16 protein-coding genes are annotated in these 13,925 nt (G+C 56.3%); 2 read left to right on the top strand and 14 right to left on the bottom strand.

What is annotated here, in order from left to right; genetic code table 11:
- Positions 1 to 13 precede the first annotated feature (13 nt).
- Positions 14 to 2,770, top strand: coding sequence for a [protein-PII] uridylyltransferase (locus DXH95_RS01205; RefSeq protein ID WP_115547652.1), 2,757 nt, complete (start codon positions 14 to 16; stop codon positions 2,768 to 2,770).
- A gap of 201 nt (positions 2,771 to 2,971) precedes the next feature.
- Here DXH95_RS01205 and DXH95_RS01200 read toward each other — a convergent pair whose 3' ends face one another.
- The 10 genes from DXH95_RS01200 to DXH95_RS01155 all read right to left on the bottom strand — a co-directional run bounded on the left by DXH95_RS01200 (position 2,972) and on the right by DXH95_RS01155 (position 12,061).
- Complete coding sequence (locus tag DXH95_RS01200; RefSeq protein WP_115547651.1) at positions 2,972 to 4,093, bottom strand: OmpA family protein; 1,122 nt, start codon at positions 4,091 to 4,093, stop codon at positions 2,972 to 2,974.
- Positions 4,094 to 4,290: 197 nt separating this feature from the next.
- Positions 4,291 to 4,737: a DUF2793 domain-containing protein gene (locus DXH95_RS01195; RefSeq protein ID WP_181883529.1), complete on the bottom strand. Its 447-nt coding sequence runs from the start codon at positions 4,735 to 4,737 to the stop codon at positions 4,291 to 4,293.
- 50 nt (positions 4,738 to 4,787) lie between these two features.
- A complete protein-coding gene (locus tag DXH95_RS01190; protein ID WP_115547649.1) occupies positions 4,788 to 6,965 on the bottom strand; it encodes a GTA baseplate fiber-binding domain-containing protein in 2,178 nt (725 codons plus the stop codon).
- A 1-nt stretch (position 6,966) separates the two neighbouring features.
- Positions 6,967 to 7,380, bottom strand: coding sequence for a peptidoglycan endopeptidase (locus tag DXH95_RS01185; RefSeq protein ID WP_115547648.1), 414 nt, complete (start codon positions 7,378 to 7,380; stop codon positions 6,967 to 6,969).
- Entirely contained in the window at positions 7,380 to 8,204 is an 825-nt protein-coding gene (locus tag DXH95_RS01180) for a DUF2163 domain-containing protein (protein WP_115547647.1), read from the bottom strand. Before DXH95_RS01180 ends, DXH95_RS01185 begins: the two co-directional genes overlap by 1 nt.
- Positions 8,201 to 10,534: a DUF2460 domain-containing protein gene (locus tag DXH95_RS01175; protein WP_115547646.1), complete on the bottom strand. Its 2,334-nt coding sequence runs from the start codon at positions 10,532 to 10,534 to the stop codon at positions 8,201 to 8,203. The genes DXH95_RS01180 and DXH95_RS01175 overlap by 4 nt, the downstream gene beginning before the upstream one ends.
- Before the next feature lie 3 nt (positions 10,535 to 10,537).
- Entirely contained in the window at positions 10,538 to 11,140 is a 603-nt protein-coding gene (locus DXH95_RS01170) for a tail tape measure protein (RefSeq protein WP_115547645.1), read from the bottom strand.
- Positions 11,140 to 11,331: a phage tail assembly chaperone gene (locus tag DXH95_RS01165; RefSeq protein WP_115549325.1), complete on the bottom strand. Its 192-nt coding sequence runs from the start codon at positions 11,329 to 11,331 to the stop codon at positions 11,140 to 11,142. The genes DXH95_RS01170 and DXH95_RS01165 overlap by 1 nt, the downstream gene beginning before the upstream one ends.
- A gap of 11 nt (positions 11,332 to 11,342) precedes the next feature.
- Complete coding sequence (locus DXH95_RS01160; RefSeq protein WP_115547644.1) at positions 11,343 to 11,657, bottom strand: gene transfer agent family protein; 315 nt, start codon at positions 11,655 to 11,657, stop codon at positions 11,343 to 11,345.
- On the bottom strand, positions 11,654 to 12,061 hold the full coding sequence (locus DXH95_RS01155) for a phage tail tube protein (RefSeq protein WP_115547643.1): 408 nt from the start codon (positions 12,059 to 12,061) through the stop codon (positions 11,654 to 11,656). The genes DXH95_RS01160 and DXH95_RS01155 overlap by 4 nt, the downstream gene beginning before the upstream one ends.
- A gap of 50 nt (positions 12,062 to 12,111) precedes the next feature.
- Between DXH95_RS01155 and DXH95_RS01150 the strand changes: the two genes are divergently transcribed.
- A complete protein-coding gene (locus tag DXH95_RS01150; protein ID WP_115547642.1) occupies positions 12,112 to 12,453 on the top strand; it encodes a hypothetical protein in 342 nt (113 codons plus the stop codon).
- A 3-nt stretch (positions 12,454 to 12,456) separates the two neighbouring features.
- Here DXH95_RS01150 and DXH95_RS01145 read toward each other — a convergent pair whose 3' ends face one another.
- From DXH95_RS01145 to DXH95_RS01130, 4 genes are read right to left on the bottom strand one after another with little or no spacing between them, the layout of a single operon-like run.
- Positions 12,457 to 12,858 (bottom strand): DUF3168 domain-containing protein, encoded by a 402-nt coding sequence (locus DXH95_RS01145; protein WP_115547641.1) that lies wholly within the window; start codon positions 12,856 to 12,858, stop codon positions 12,457 to 12,459.
- Positions 12,855 to 13,049 (bottom strand): hypothetical protein, encoded by a 195-nt coding sequence (locus DXH95_RS01140; RefSeq protein WP_115547640.1) that lies wholly within the window; start codon positions 13,047 to 13,049, stop codon positions 12,855 to 12,857. The genes DXH95_RS01145 and DXH95_RS01140 overlap by 4 nt, the downstream gene beginning before the upstream one ends.
- The gene (locus DXH95_RS01135) at positions 13,049 to 13,375 is read right to left on the bottom strand and encodes a phage head completion protein (RefSeq protein ID WP_115547639.1); all 327 of its coding nucleotides are present in this window, start codon (positions 13,373 to 13,375) and stop codon (positions 13,049 to 13,051) included. The genes DXH95_RS01140 and DXH95_RS01135 overlap by 1 nt, the downstream gene beginning before the upstream one ends.
- A complete protein-coding gene (locus DXH95_RS01130) occupies positions 13,372 to 13,914 on the bottom strand; it encodes a head-tail connector protein (protein WP_239016498.1) in 543 nt (180 codons plus the stop codon). Before DXH95_RS01130 ends, DXH95_RS01135 begins: the two co-directional genes overlap by 4 nt.
- Positions 13,915 to 13,925: the final 11 nt, after the last annotated feature.

Below are 13,925 nucleotides of genomic sequence, written 5' to 3'. Positions count from 1 at the left end.
TAAGTGTCATCATATGACGGAAAATGGGCTCGGCCGAAGGCGCCAACGCGACATCATTGATCGCAATGCGGTGGCGGATGAAATATCTTCCGTTCTCGCCGACAGTTCGGTCAGCGAGCAGCGCAGCAAAGCGCTGGCAGTATTGCAGGCCACATTGCGCGAAGGACGCGAAGAAATTTCCCGACGTCTGATCGCAATGCCATCGTCAGGACGGAGCAGCGCCACCGATCAAGCCTTTCTGATCGACCAGATTATCCGCATTGCCTATGATTTTGTAACAACCGCGCTGTTTCCAGTCGCTAACCGTTCTGCCGCCGAAAAAATCGCGGTCGTGGCTGTCGGCGGTTATGGGCGCGGAGAGATGGCGCCGCACAGCGATGTCGATATCGCCTTCATCACGCCCTATAAGCGCACTGGCTGGACTGAACAAGTCGTCGAAGCCATGCTCTATTTCCTATGGGATTTGGGACTGAAAGTTGGCCAATCCAGCCGTTCGATTGACGAGACCATCAAGATGGCGCTCGAAGACTTGACGATCCGAACTGCCCTTCTAGAGGGCCGGTTTGTTTGGGGGGATCGCGAGGTATATGAAGAAGCATCGATCCGCTTTTGGAACGAAGTGGCTACCAAAACTGGGGCGGACTTTGTTGCTCAGAAAATGATCGAGCGCGACGAGCGTCACAAACGCATGGGCGATAGCCGATATGTTGTCGAACCCAATGTCAAAGACGGAAAGGGCGGCCTTCGCGATCTGCACACGCTCTATTGGATAGGCAAATATGTGCACCGGGTACGTTCACCATCGGACTTGGTCGAAGTGGGCCTGCTGACCCGTGAGGAATATCGGAAATTTGAAAAGGCCGAGAATTTCCTCTGGGCTGTGCGCTGCCACATGCACGATATTTCGGGACGCGCAGAAGATAGGCTGACATTTGATCTGCAGCGCGAAGTTGCCGAACGGATGCGCTTTTCACCGCGCCCCGGTCGCTCTGCCGTTGAACGGTTCATGCAGCTATATTTTCTGAATGCGAAAACGGTCGGCGACCTGACCGGCTTATTCCTGGCTCATCTCGACGAGGCGCTTGGCAAAAAGGGACGCCGGTTTCTCCCGAGCTTTGCACGAAAGCCGCGTAAACTAAATGGATTTGTTCTCGACCGCGGTCGATTGGCCTTGCCATCCGATGACTTCTTTCAATCCGACCCTATCCGTTTGATCGAATTGTTCAATTTGGCTGACCTCCATGCTCTCGAAATCCACCCGCTTACGATGCGGGCGGCCCGTCGCGATGCACGTCTGATTGATCATAAAGTCCGTCAGGATGCGCGAGCCAACCAGCTGTTTCTCGACACATTGTGTTCACCGCGAAACCCGGAAGCAGTGTTGCGATGGATGAATGAAGCAACAGTTTTCGGCAGATTCATTCCTGACTTTGGAAGGGTCGTCGCGCAAATGCAGTTCGACATGTACCACCACTATACCGTCGACGAGCATTCGATCCGCGCCATCGGCTTGTTAGCTGAAATAGAAAGAGGAGATCATAAAGATGACCACCCGCTTTCCACAGCCATCGTCCGACAGATTGTCAGTCGCAGGGTCCTGTTCGTTGCAGTTCTGCTGCATGATATAGCAAAGGGACGAGGCGGCGACCACAGCGTTCTGGGCGCGGAGGTCGCCCTTAATCTCTGCCCGCGTCTCGGGCTGAACGAAGCTGAAACCGAAACTGTTGCCTGGCTGGTTCGACATCATTTGCTGATGTCTGCCACCGCATTCAAACGAGACCTTTCTGACTTTAAGACGATTCTCGATTTTGCCCAGACAGTCACTTCGGCGGAAAGGCTTAGGCTATTATTGGTTTTGACTGTCGTCGATATTCGCGCGGTCGGACCGGGTGTCTGGAACAGTTGGAAGCGCCAGTTGCTATCTGACCTTTTCGAGGCGACTGAAGAAGTGCTTAGACTCGGCCACAAACAAAAGGGGCGCGAGGAACGGATAGCAAGCAAAAAGTCAGCGCTGCAAAATGCACTAAAAATAGCTCCCGACAAATTCAAACGGCTCGCAAAAAGGATGCCGGAGGCTTATTGGATTGCGGAGCCTGACGACATAATCGAACGCAATATACGGCTGTTGCAAACGAATGACAGCGAACCGCTGGTCATCGACGCTTGCTATTATCCAGACCGCGGAGCGACACTGATTACAGTGCTCGCAGCAGACCATCCGGGTTTATTCTACCGTATAGCAGGCGCTATCCATCTAGCAGGCGGAAGCATTATCGATGCCCGTATTCATACAAGTACCGATGGATTGGCAGTTGATAACTTTTTAGTTCAGGATCCTTGGGGAAGGCCATTCCAGGAACGGGATCAAATCGAACGTCTGAAGCAATCAATCGGTGATGCCCTGGCGAACAAAAGCAAATTATCGCCAAAACTTATGGCCAAACCCGTGGCGCTGCGCCGCGCCGAAGCATTCAAGATTGCGCCATCCGTTTTGATGGATAACAAGGCATCGAACCGCTTCACTGTGATTGAGGTAAATGCCGCAGACAGACCAGCTTTACTCAACAATTTGGCGCTGGCACTGTTTCAGTCCAAGGTCACATTGCACAGCGCGCATATTGCCACCTATGGCGAGCGTGCCGTCGACACTTTTTATGTCACGGATCTGTTCGGTGGAAAGATCGAGAGCAAAGCGCGGCTGAAGGCGCTTGAGTCCCGGTTGTTAGAAGCTGCTACAGGCGCTGGTCACGGTCTCAAAGAGGTAGCCTGATAGACCGAATTGGCAGTCGATAATCAAAACAATTGGGAACATGATTGGTCGTCAATGGGCTTGCGCTATGCCCATGGACGTCACTGGAACCGATACTGAATTTTGAATTGCATGGCTGAGGCTTTCTTGTTCGGGTGTCGAACAAAAGAAAAGGGCCAGCGGTTAGGCTGGCCCTTATCCTATTCGCTTAGAGCGAAGTGATTACATGCCCGAACCCGGACCATAGCTCACTTCAACGCGACGGTTCTGTGCTTCGCGAACACCATCAGCCGTCTGAACCAGCGGAGCTGTTTCACCAAAGGCTTCAGTTGCGATCACGCCGCCCGGTACACCCTTCGATTCGAGATACGAACGAACGGTGGCGTTACGACGCTGAGACAGGCCAACGTTATAGCTTGCTGCACCCGACTTGTCGGCGTGACCGGCAAGCATAACGCGTGCGTTGCCGCAATTTGCATACTGAGCCACAGCGTTGTCGAGGGTCGACGCAGCATCCGGGCGCAGGTTCGACTTATCCCAGTCGAAGAACACAATGTACGGACCGCTGTTGCAAACCGGTGCAGGCGGCGGGGGCGGGGGTGGCGGCGGCGGCGGCGGTGCCACAACCGGCGGCGGCGGCGGCGGTGCTACTTCCACCGGCTCAGGTTCACCACCAAAGTTGTAAACCAGGCTGCCCATCAGCGAGTGTGAGCGGAAGCGCGTGCTTACGTCACGACCAAGGCGATCAACCAGATCGACACCCGGCGCGTTGAAGAAACGATACTTCAGGCCAACGTCCCAGCTGTCGCTCAAGGGAGCACGGATGCCAGCGAGTGCCTGCCAAGCAAAGCCAGTGTCGGAGTCATCCAGCCATGCGGGAGCAGCAAAGATATTGTGCACATCAACGCGCGCAACACCGACGCCGCCACCGACAAAGCCCTGAAGGCCGTCATCGTCGCCGAAATCGAGCAAACCATTGACCATGAAGCTCAGCGCATTCGCGTCACCTGCAGTGGCATAGGAACCGCTTCCAGCCAGAGCCGTACCGGCAGTGCTGGGAATCCCGGGTACGCTGCTCGAGAAACCCGCAATATCAGCTTCACGGTAGGAAGTTTCAGCTTCCAGACGGAAACCACCAAAATCATAACCGACTACAGCACCGAAATCGTATCCGGTATCAGTATCGAGCGAACCTTCAATCGGCGCTGCGCCGATATCCGCTTTCAAATCTTCAACGACCATCGCACCGCCGTCTACGCCAACATACCACTGGCCGTCACGAGCCATTGAAGGTGTTGCCAGAGCAGTGGAAGCGAGTGCCAAACCTATGGCTAACTTACGCATCAACTTTCCCCTTTTCTTTCTTAGGAATCAAAAATCGGTCTCGAGTTTCTACAGATTCTAAACTGCAGTTGCAAGCTAACTTTACCCTGAAACTGTTGCCAAAATGTCGCCATTTCGCGATTTGAGAAAAAATACAGACGAGCCTTTACAGCTTCTAACCATATGAGCGAGGCCGTAAAATTTGATTCACCATAACCTCAACTTGGCAATAGTCCAATTGCTCTTAGCTCCCCGATCAACGCTTCCATTTGCGAACGGACTTCAATATCGACAACCGAGCCTCCGGCTGCCGGCAGGACAGGCTGCGCCGATTGCCAGTCATTATTGATAAATCGAAGCGCTTTGGCTGCCCCAATATGCCAAATTTCCATTCCCGGCTGCGGCACGAAATAGCGCCAAGCGGAGCCTGTCCAATAAGCAATCATACCCGCCCGACCCTGCCACTCGCCGGTCGGCAAGCCACCAATCAACCACATTTTGCCTGATTCTGCGGGAGTAGCATTTGGCGCGGTCTGCAATTCATCTTGTACAGCACAATGTAACAACCCATCGATGCGAAGTAGCGCCTCATTGTAGGTAGTTTCTTTTTGCGCCTGCGCCACATGCAGGTGGGGAAGCGCGAAGCGGAATGTCGCATCACTCACTTTTAATCTCCTGAATATAATCGGATATGTTCACGGTTCTGAAATTCATTTCAGATCTGAAAACTGTGCGTTGCAGGCTGCGAAATTGCGAATTGCCCGAATTGCCTGATCTGCAGATCGACATTTGAACCGGGTGGCAAACCCCATCCCTCAATGATTGAAGCCGGGACATTTGCGGAGTTTTCTTGAATGATTGCGCTGTACAGGGTTGACCCGCCGTAGCTGATGGTAACATCAAATTCCAATCGCTCTTCGCCCAAAGGCTGATCCGCAAAATCCTGCCACCCAGGGTCAAATCTGCTTCGTCTTATCCAGCGCAATACCAGTGCCCCATCGTCGCGGCGTTCGACGGATATATGAACCGGAGGAAGTGGCCGAATCGCCCTTGCCTCGACCAACAACGATTGCGTTGCAGGCTGCGAATCCCCGCGTCCGGAAGCCTCGAAAAATAAAGTCGATCCGATGGGAGCAGACAAAAGATCGGGCGTCAGCAGAGTTGCCTTGTCGAGTAACGTCGCATGAGCGGCTGCAAGGTGGTCCACAATCGCTTGTTCGGTTGCACGAAATCCCCGCAGCAATTGACGCAAGCGATAGTCCCGCCCGCCCAAAGATATTGCTAAGCCGTAACGAACCAATTCTTGTCCTATCAGCAATGTTGGTGCGCTGGGGTCAAACGGCGAACCAGTACCGGGCGGTAGATCCATTTGCTCGTTCGCGAGCCGAATTTCGACAGCATTTGTTTGATCAATCCATGTCGCTGGATGATAAGGCAATGGCGCAAGCAGTTGCCCGATAACCGCCTGCGGCGCGGTCGAGCCAAGTTCTTGAAGTTGGTCGCCATTACGAAGCGCCAGCGAAGCCCTCCGCCAACCATCTCCTGTGCCGCAGGCCGCTACAGCGACAATTGGGCGGGTAGCGTTATGATCATCAAACAGCGGCAAATCGGCAATTTGAATGATCGTTGATCCCGACAATAAATCTGGCGCCGCAACGTCGCGTCCAGCGTCAGAAGTTTGGCTAGTGTAGGCGACGGGAGCTGGCCAGTGCTCTGTTCGGACAGATACGAAGCCGCGGCCATGTTCGATTTCGGTTATGTGTTGCCCGAACTCTCCTGCAAGATCACCAAGTTCGATGGACGCAGTTCCAATCGGAAATCTACTCGTGCCAGTGTCCAACGCCGATGCCAAAATGCGCCATTTCTGCTCGGCGATATGTCTTGCGCGGTGTGCACCGATTGCAGCTGGCAACTGGATTTGCAATTCGGCCATCCCACCGATGCTGTTTCTGTTGCGCTGAACACCAAGTTGAAAATCTCGCGCTGGCTCATAATGTCGAATCGAGACCGAATTTGGCAATTTATCGATCGATCCCCTTTGTCTGACAGGTCTTTCAAGCCTGCTCGAACCAACTGATGCGGCAGCAGCTATGGCATGGGTCTGCAATGTCGGGCTGTCGGTCCGGTAGATCCGCAATCGATCGCCTTCGGGCCGCACAAATATCGGGAATGCTGCAAGCAAATCAGTCAAGGCTTCCCGTGCACTTCCGCCCTGAAGCGCAAAACCTGTCAACGTTTCGGCGGTCGGGCCCGAAATTTCACCGGTCGAACCAATGGCGGCAATGTCACCTATGTCCACAGGCGTATCACGCTCAAAGACCTCGAAAGTCAAAGACGGGATCCGGTTTCCAAAATCGGCCAGCTGGAGATCTTCAAACACGGCATAAGCGATCCCTCGATAGGCCGGGCACAGCGGCAGCCCCTCGCTTGCAGATAAAAGGGGGTCAGGCAGCTGATCAGCGTACCCGGTGTAAAGCCGCAGCTGCGTATCAATTTTCAAATCGCCTCCAGCCCCACGAACCAGATTCCCGTCGGCCCAGATTCTGCCGACGCGCAGGATGGGGCGGCTCGAGAGAGCAACCGCAAGGCTGACCGAATAGCTGTAACTGGATGTTGCCGGTCGACCTTTTCCGCCCCCGCTGGTGCTGCGGTGTTCGACCAGATCCGTTGCCCAGAACACGGTCCCCGCAATCCGCATCGCACCAAAAATCCCCGGAATTTGGGTGCCATAGCTGGAAGTTTGAACCTCCAGTTCTTTGAGGCGAGGGCCCTCGTGTGTTCGCCCGCCACCCAATATGGCGGTATCTATTCGCTGGCCCAGCATTGACCCAATCGCTCCGCCCAACGGTCCGCCAAGCGCAGATCCGACGGCGGTCAAAACCAAGGTTGCCATTTCACTCTCCGTTCAGGCGCCAATGCCGGATGATTTCCCAGTCTTTTTGTGGCGTCGACCGCACCACTCGCCGCAGCCCCGCATGTGCGTGAACCCATCCGTCTTCGGTCACCACCACCAAGTGAAGTTGAGATGGTCCGACTTCGGCCAGCAAAATATCGCCAGCAGCTGTTGCGCTACCGTCAGCTTGCGATTCGAATGGTAAGGCAGCGAAAAAGTCACTGACCTTGTTCAAAAAATCGCCGCGCATCGAGTAATTTTGGGGCACAGACCGTCCGTCGAGATACGATTCGATGGCAATCGCGACCAACCCTACGCAATCCAGAGAAACGCCTTTGGCGCGACCATGGAGCCGAAAGGGCACGCCCAACTGTGACAGCACACGGCTCGCTATTTCTTGCGGACCATGTTCCATTAGTTGCCTCCTGGATAACGGGTGAGCAGGTCATTTCCGGGTAAATAGGGTTCACCGCGAAAGTTTATCGCATTGGAAAAACGCGACGCACAGGTGGCGACGGTCTTGTCGCATCCCTCTAAAAGTTCGATCCTTCTTGTCTCGGTGAAAGGTATCGACAATGGCGGGTAAATTTCGAGTTGGGCGCCATTAACGCCCAGGATTTGATGCCGCTGGCCACAATCAGGCCCCTGCAGCCAGCGCAACTCGCCCGAGAGGAGATGCTCCGTATTTGGCAAAGGTGCCGCTGCGCAATTGACAGTATTGGATACGCCAGATGTAGCCAACGCTTCGCGGCGAAACCGGCCTGGATTGAGGCCGCAATCGTTCTCGGCAAATTTTGCCCGACATGTTGGGGAAGTAAAAGGTGCCACAGGTTTTTTGAGCCGCGTGGCTGGTCCCAGAAACTCGACCTCGAATTCGCTATCTTTAAGGGAGATGCTGCCAAATTCGCCACAGGCAAGCAATCGTCGGCCAATATCGGGATGCTGCCAATCGAACAGGAAAATTTCAAGTCGTGCGCCATCCCATCGGCCGGCAAGAATATCGGCTTCGGTTATAGCATCGGAAGCCAAAGCGCCACGCACATCAAGCCCGCCGGTCTCAAGGCCGATTGTTTCGACTATCGAGGTCGGAACCATCCCGGGAGACGCCGTGTACATTATCCCTTCCAATTCAACATCGCGGTCGTGCGTGGTAAAACAAAGGGTGACGCCGTCGCGCCTTTCCAGACGCCAGCCGTAAGCCGTAGAAGTCACTGGGCCTTCAAGCCAAGGGTCGCTCATTGTGATTCCTTGACCTCAACCAGGAGGACGCTGGGCATATCGCCTGCACCGAATGTTGCGCGATTGATATCAATCCGGTCCCCCGCAAAGCGCACAGGAACGTCAAACCGAAAACCAGCGGTCACTTGAGCACCATTGGCTGGCGCAGTTTCGAATTCAATTTTTCCTGTACTGGTAACATGCCAGTTGGTCACCGGCGCACCGTCAACTGCAACAAGAACTGTCTCGGGCCGCACACGCGTTATCAGCCGGGTTTGCAGGTTCGTGCCCGATCCATAATGTTTGACTATTGCGAAGCTGGTTTGCACAGAATTGCCCAGTCCAAGCAACTGGTCGGTAGCAGTTGGGACATCCGTCATTTCATTCGAGCTGTTGTCGAACGGATCGGTGAAGCGAAATCCTATTGCGGGTCCCCGGCGCGCGCGAAAGAAATCTAGCAACAGGGCCAGATCATTATCCGACCGTACACCCGGCGCGACGTCATAAGACAGCCGCGCATCCGCCCAGTCGCTGTTGCGACGTTCATGACCCGTCATCAAAGTCACGATATTGGTCGAAAACTCTGCCGAAACCTCGGCATTGCGGCCGATTTCAATGGGGAAAACTACGTCTTCGAAGGATATCACCTCGCCCTCGCTTTCATCGCCTATGCTGAAATGGGTAAAACCATCGCGCGCCACCTGAGGCAGCGCCCAGACAAAGACCTGCGCTACACCCCGTTCGCGTGCTGCCCCCGCCGCATATTCGATCTCGCGCCATTGCAGTCGATCTGCGGGTTGCAGCACAAAACCAGAGAAATAATGCTGGTTTGCAATCGGGTACCCCAGCCGGGTGGCCATCATTGGCGTCGCCCGTTTTGTCGCCCCGTGATTGCCGCTGGTCACCCAGTCATAATCTTCAAGCTGCAGCACATCGAATGCTGGGGCAGCCCAACCGAGCGGTACATTCGCCCGCTTGGCTTCGGGTGCCAATGGATCAAGTACAGTCGGCAGATATACCAGCACATGGCTAGCAAAAGGCGACGTCCCCGCCTCCTCCTTTACCGCTGCAACCAGAGCCGCGGTTGATGCCGCGAGGATCTCGCCCGCTTTATCGAGCATCGCATTCTGCGCCACCGACTTTGTACCCTTTATGTCGGGAATCGACACAGCAAGCGCTCCGAATTCAGCCAGTGCTGCTGCGTCATACAGGCAAATGCGACCATCGGGCATGATCCACCACCAGGGTTCGCCGACCTGGAATTTCACGGGCAATCCGGCCAGTTTCTGAATGTAGGCAAAGGCCCTGCCCACCGCCTGCAAATATGCCATCGCACCAGCATGCGCAGGCGACAATAATGTCGAAGGTGGCGACCAGCCGGTTAGCGCCGGATCGCCATTTTCCGCGCGCTGTTTCCAGTTATTCCAGCAATTTGCGTCGAACAGTTCATAGCTCAATGAAAAGATCAGGTCATAGCCCATCGCTTTGGCGCGTTCGGCAAAAGCCAGATGCCAGGCTCGACAGGGCGTATTCAATGCACCACCCGAGAGGCTGGCATAATGGCCGCCACCCAGCGGTTCGAGCCGGTAATAATGGCTCATGCCGACATAATGGTTGATTGTCCCGCGATAGCCCAGGGCACGAATCTGGCGTAACAATCTCTCGGGCGTCTGGTTGTAGGCATCGTCATAGCCCGTCGCCATTTTCAGGTCGTGCTCGGGCAGCATCACGTCGCCGGTATCGAGCATGACCCCTGCACCATCGCAGCGAATTTCGGATATTTCCACCCAGCCCTCGGTTGCCGAAGGCTTGTCCACTCCGGACTGTGCATAATCAGGCGGAACGAGTGAAATGAACATGCGATCGATGTCGCCGGCGAACACCGGATCCGCTTCGTCTGGCAAGATGTAGCCGCCCTGCAGCGCACTGAACGGCAGGGTCACTAACGCATCTTCCGCCGTGCCCGCTGCATAATTCCATAGGCGCACAAACCAGCTCTTTGGCTGGCCTGCGGCATCGCGTCCTTCGATTGTCAGCGTCGGCCCGTTGATCGCATCCAGCGGCATGACGCCACCTGATCGCCAGCGGAACCGAAGAGTCAGCCGTCGGTAGTCCCGATTGGTTTCATATGCGAGGAGCGGGTGATCCCAATGATCCTCGCTGTCCCATATCAACCCGGCTAGATCATCGGTCCGATAAAATACCGTGTCGACCCGCAGCGATTCAGCACCGCTGGACACAACAGAGGCCATCATCGGGCGCGGAAAGTTCAGCGTCCAGAAGCGCGGGTCAAAACGCATCACTGGGCTGCTATGTTGGCGTCGGCGCTGGTCGCATAGCCAATAGGCCATGGCTTAATCCTCCGCCTGCAGCATGGCCCGGCGCACAGCGCGCGCAACCTGACGGCTTGAACGCTGTAACGCTTCTGGTGCGCTCATCCGGCTGTTGTCCGAAACGTTGACAGTCAGGTTTAGCCGAACCACATCCTCGCTACGTCGGCCAGATGCATCGATCCGCCCGGCACTGGTCGGCACAAAGATTTCTGGTCCGTTTTCGCCCACCCGGTAGGCTCTTCCCGGAGAAACGGGCCCTCCTGTGGCCCGACCAGGCGCACCCGCCAATGCCCCGACAAGTGTGGAGCCCAAAGTTGCAAGGAATCCGCCGAGCCCTCCTCCCACTTGCCCGCCGCCAGAGCCGGTAAGGCTGGAAAGACCAGTGCGGATTGCAGCCGCTGCAATTTCAGACAGCACCGAAAGTGCGACCTGACGCAGGTCATCAAATCCGAACTTGCCGGTCTGAATGGCCCGCATCAGGCTATTCTCCAACAGACGGCCTGATCGTTCGAGTCCCGCCGCAAACGGACCGTCCAGTTCGGCGCGCATCGTTGCCACATCGCGAGCAAAGCCTTGCGTATCGGCGCGGACGGCGACGACCAGCCTTTCGATTTCTTCATCCATTAATCACCTCCGGTGGGGGCATCGGGAAATTGTTCCATCAAATTGGCAAGCGACTGCGCATCGACGGCTTCGGTCGACGCAGGCAATGCGGCGCTGAAAATGGCCAGCAATTCGGCGGGGGTAGCTGTCCAGAACTCCTCTGGACGCCAACCGAGTATCAAAGCTGTCTGGCCCGATAACCTGCGAGCCATTTCGGCAAAGCTCACTGGCCGGCCAGTATCTGGCCGAGCAGCGACTTGAGCGCGGGTGTCGTGGTGGCGAGACCACAGGCCGTCAGCGCTTCTGCAAAAGCTTCGCGGTTCAGATCTACCGGTGCATCGTACCTGCAATGCCAGAACAGGGCGACGAGTTCGGAAAGCCGCAATTGCCCCGCTGCGGCCCGTTCAACCAGCGCGAATAGCGGACCAAGCTCCTCTTCGGCGGCGACCAATGCTGCAAAGCTTGGCCGCAATAGGATCACCTGTTCGCTCAGACAGAGCGTAGCTTCTCCGCGAACTGGGTTTGCAGACCGGCTCACAACGTTACCACTTCGCCGGAACTTTCCAGTGCCAGAGTGTAGCTGCGCTCACCGTTGAAATCACCAGCATAGTCGAGCCGCGCGACGAGGAATTTTCCGCGCATCCGCTCGCCGCTTTCAAAGCTCAACTCATAATCGTCGAGCACACCAGACAGCGCGTTGGACTTGATCCGTGTTTCGGCGGCGGAGCCGGTAAACACGCCCGCGCCCGAAACCGAAACCGATCGCACGCCCGCACCCGACAGCAATTCGCGCCAGGCACCGGACCCCTTGTTGGTTATAACGACGGCATCGCCATTGATGCTCAGCTGCGTCGTGCGCAGCCCGGCAACGGTCGCATAAACCGGCGGCAAACCGCCATCGCCAACTTTCAACAAGAAGGCACTTCCCTTTTCTGCGGGCATAATTACTGTCTCCGTTTCAAGACGACTCAATCTGGGGAGAGGAGGTCGCCATGTTGACTATGATTTTGGCCGCACAGGCCATGATTGCTGCACCAAATGCTGCGCAGCAAAATGAAGGTTCGCCTGCATGTGCAGCAGCCCCTTATGCGGTGTCGCTTGATCCAAATTCGGGAATCACCGCCGAGCCAGCTTTCGGTTGGTCGATTGCCGCGCCACACCAGACTTTGCGGATTTCGGCAAAGGTCGGCGAACAGCAGGAAAAGCCAATCGATCCCGAAGGCAAATTGCCGTCGAACAATCCGGAAAATCGCGATCCGGCACAGGCGCTGCCTGAATGCCGCAACGAACCGCCCAAACGTCGTAAGCGCAAGAGTGACTATCCGATGGCCTGATGGTCAGGCTGTCGAAAGCATCCTGATCCTGTAATCGACGATACCCCCCCAGGCCGCTGCCGGACTGCGCGTGACAAACGAGCGTAAAAATACACAACTCGCGATCCGCCACCCGGCAAGGTCGCGCGGCAGAGCCGCCACTGCGTCCTCGACATGCCCGATAAGCTGATGCAGTCGTGTCGCGCTTTCGCCATCATCCCAAACCGTCAGGCCAATGCGAATCTCACGCCCGGAAGCGGTCTTGGTGCTCCAGTTGGTTGTAAGCCCGTCGCTGATCGAAACATAAGGAAAAGCAGATCGGGGCGGCGGACCATCAAATACACCCGTCAGCGCCTCTGCCAGAACGGGATGCGCTTCCAGTGCGGTTACCAACGCCGATTGCAGGACGTCCAAAGCGTCACTCATCGTCCAAAATTCCTCAATAGCGGATCGTCCACGAACCGCTGTTTCAATTGCCGCGCTGACAGCCGAACGCCATCATCCATCGCTTCGACTTCGACTCCCTCAGGAACTTCAGCGTCAGCGAGACGGCGGATGACACGCATCAACAACCGGTCCGCCTTGCGGTTTGCGGCTTCGGCCAGTCGTTCAAACATCAGCGTGCCTCCTCACAGGTCAGCACCATCCGCGACGCATCTCGCGGATCGCTGACAATGTTGCGAACGCCCAGAAAGCGCCCACGCCACACCAGACGGGTACGCAGATCGATACCTTCGCGCTTGCGCATCGTAACCTGCCAGCGCGGCATCGCCGAAAGGCTGTCGGCGGCGATCAAATCTGCCGGAATCAACGGCGATACCGCCACCCAGGCAGCCCCATCATAGGCATAGCGCCCGCTGGCTCCGCCTAACGCGTCGCGATTGCCAAGCCGATGTTCGATGGTCACGCGCTCGCGCAGCATTCCCAGAAACTCGCTGCTCATGCGAGCCGCCTCCGCCGCCAGGGGCGCAGCAAGGCAGCAACGCCTTCAGTTGGGCCGGGATCGTCGGGATTGTCTCGGTGAAGATGAAGGTGCGCGGCCAAACGCAACACACCGAGCCGGATTGCTTCGGGCAGTTCGGCCCATGTCTGCGCCATTCCAGCCATACAGGCGACCTCAACCCGACCGGCCGATCCCGGCTGCGTCACCCGCAGCCAGACTTCGCCATGGGCATCGATCTCGATTTTATATGCCTCGCTCGATAACGCAAAAGGCATGCCCTCGGCGGGGATACCGGTCACCGAATTTACCAGTGATACCGGCAACACCGATAGACGTTGCCAACGCATGCTGGCGGGCAAGACTTCACGGGCATTTCGCCGCAGTAACATCTGGCCCAAATAGGCTTCAGCATAACCGATGGCGCCGAGCAGGACGGTACCGAGCGAGGCATCCTCCTCCTCGTATTCTAGGCGCAAATAGGCGCGGGCCTCTTCCAGCATATCGCTGCCGAGCACCACCGCATCGCGGCTGATCATCATGATTTCCTTTG

The sequence above is a fragment of the Sphingorhabdus pulchriflava genome, assembly GCF_003367235.1.
GTDB classification, from domain to species: domain Bacteria; phylum Pseudomonadota; class Alphaproteobacteria; order Sphingomonadales; family Sphingomonadaceae; genus Sphingorhabdus_B; species Sphingorhabdus_B pulchriflava.
This window is presented reverse-complemented; position numbering and strand designations above follow the sequence as displayed.

What these genes read in the sequence shown, in the direction of transcription:
- DXH95_RS01185 (WP_115547648.1), bottom strand. Translation starts at nt 7,380, where the DNA reads ATGGAACATGGTCCGCAAGAAATAGCGAGCCGTGTGCTGTCACAGTTG.
- DXH95_RS01140 (WP_115547640.1), bottom strand. Translation starts at nt 13,049, where the DNA reads ATGTTTGAACGACTGGCCGAAGCCGCAAACCGCAAGGCGGACCGGTTG.
- DXH95_RS01170 (WP_115547645.1), bottom strand. Translation starts at nt 11,140, where the DNA reads ATGGATGAAGAAATCGAAAGGCTGGTCGTCGCCGTCCGCGCCGATACG.
- DXH95_RS01190 (WP_115547649.1), bottom strand. Translation starts at nt 6,965, where the DNA reads ATGGCAACCTTGGTTTTGACCGCCGTCGGATCTGCGCTTGGCGGACCG.
- DXH95_RS01155 (WP_115547643.1), bottom strand. Translation starts at nt 12,061, where the DNA reads ATGCCCGCAGAAAAGGGAAGTGCCTTCTTGTTGAAAGTTGGCGATGGC.
- DXH95_RS01150 (WP_115547642.1), top strand. Translation starts at nt 12,112, where the DNA reads ATGTTGACTATGATTTTGGCCGCACAGGCCATGATTGCTGCACCAAAT.
- DXH95_RS01205 (WP_115547652.1), top strand. Translation starts at nt 14, where the DNA reads ATGACGGAAAATGGGCTCGGCCGAAGGCGCCAACGCGACATCATTGAT.
- DXH95_RS01145 (WP_115547641.1), bottom strand. Translation starts at nt 12,858, where the DNA reads ATGAGTGACGCTTTGGACGTCCTGCAATCGGCGTTGGTAACCGCACTG.
- DXH95_RS01135 (WP_115547639.1), bottom strand. Translation starts at nt 13,375, where the DNA reads ATGAGCAGCGAGTTTCTGGGAATGCTGCGCGAGCGCGTGACCATCGAA.
- DXH95_RS01165 (WP_115549325.1), bottom strand. Translation starts at nt 11,331, where the DNA reads ATGGCTCGCAGGTTATCGGGCCAGACAGCTTTGATACTCGGTTGGCGT.
- DXH95_RS01175 (WP_115547646.1), bottom strand. Translation starts at nt 10,534, where the DNA reads ATGGCCTATTGGCTATGCGACCAGCGCCGACGCCAACATAGCAGCCCA.
- DXH95_RS01180 (WP_115547647.1), bottom strand. Translation starts at nt 8,204, where the DNA reads ATGAGCGACCCTTGGCTTGAAGGCCCAGTGACTTCTACGGCTTACGGC.
- DXH95_RS01200 (WP_115547651.1), bottom strand. Translation starts at nt 4,093, where the DNA reads ATGCGTAAGTTAGCCATAGGTTTGGCACTCGCTTCCACTGCTCTGGCA.
- DXH95_RS01130 (WP_239016498.1), bottom strand. Translation starts at nt 13,914, where the DNA reads ATGATGATCAGCCGCGATGCGGTGGTGCTCGGCAGCGATATGCTGGAA.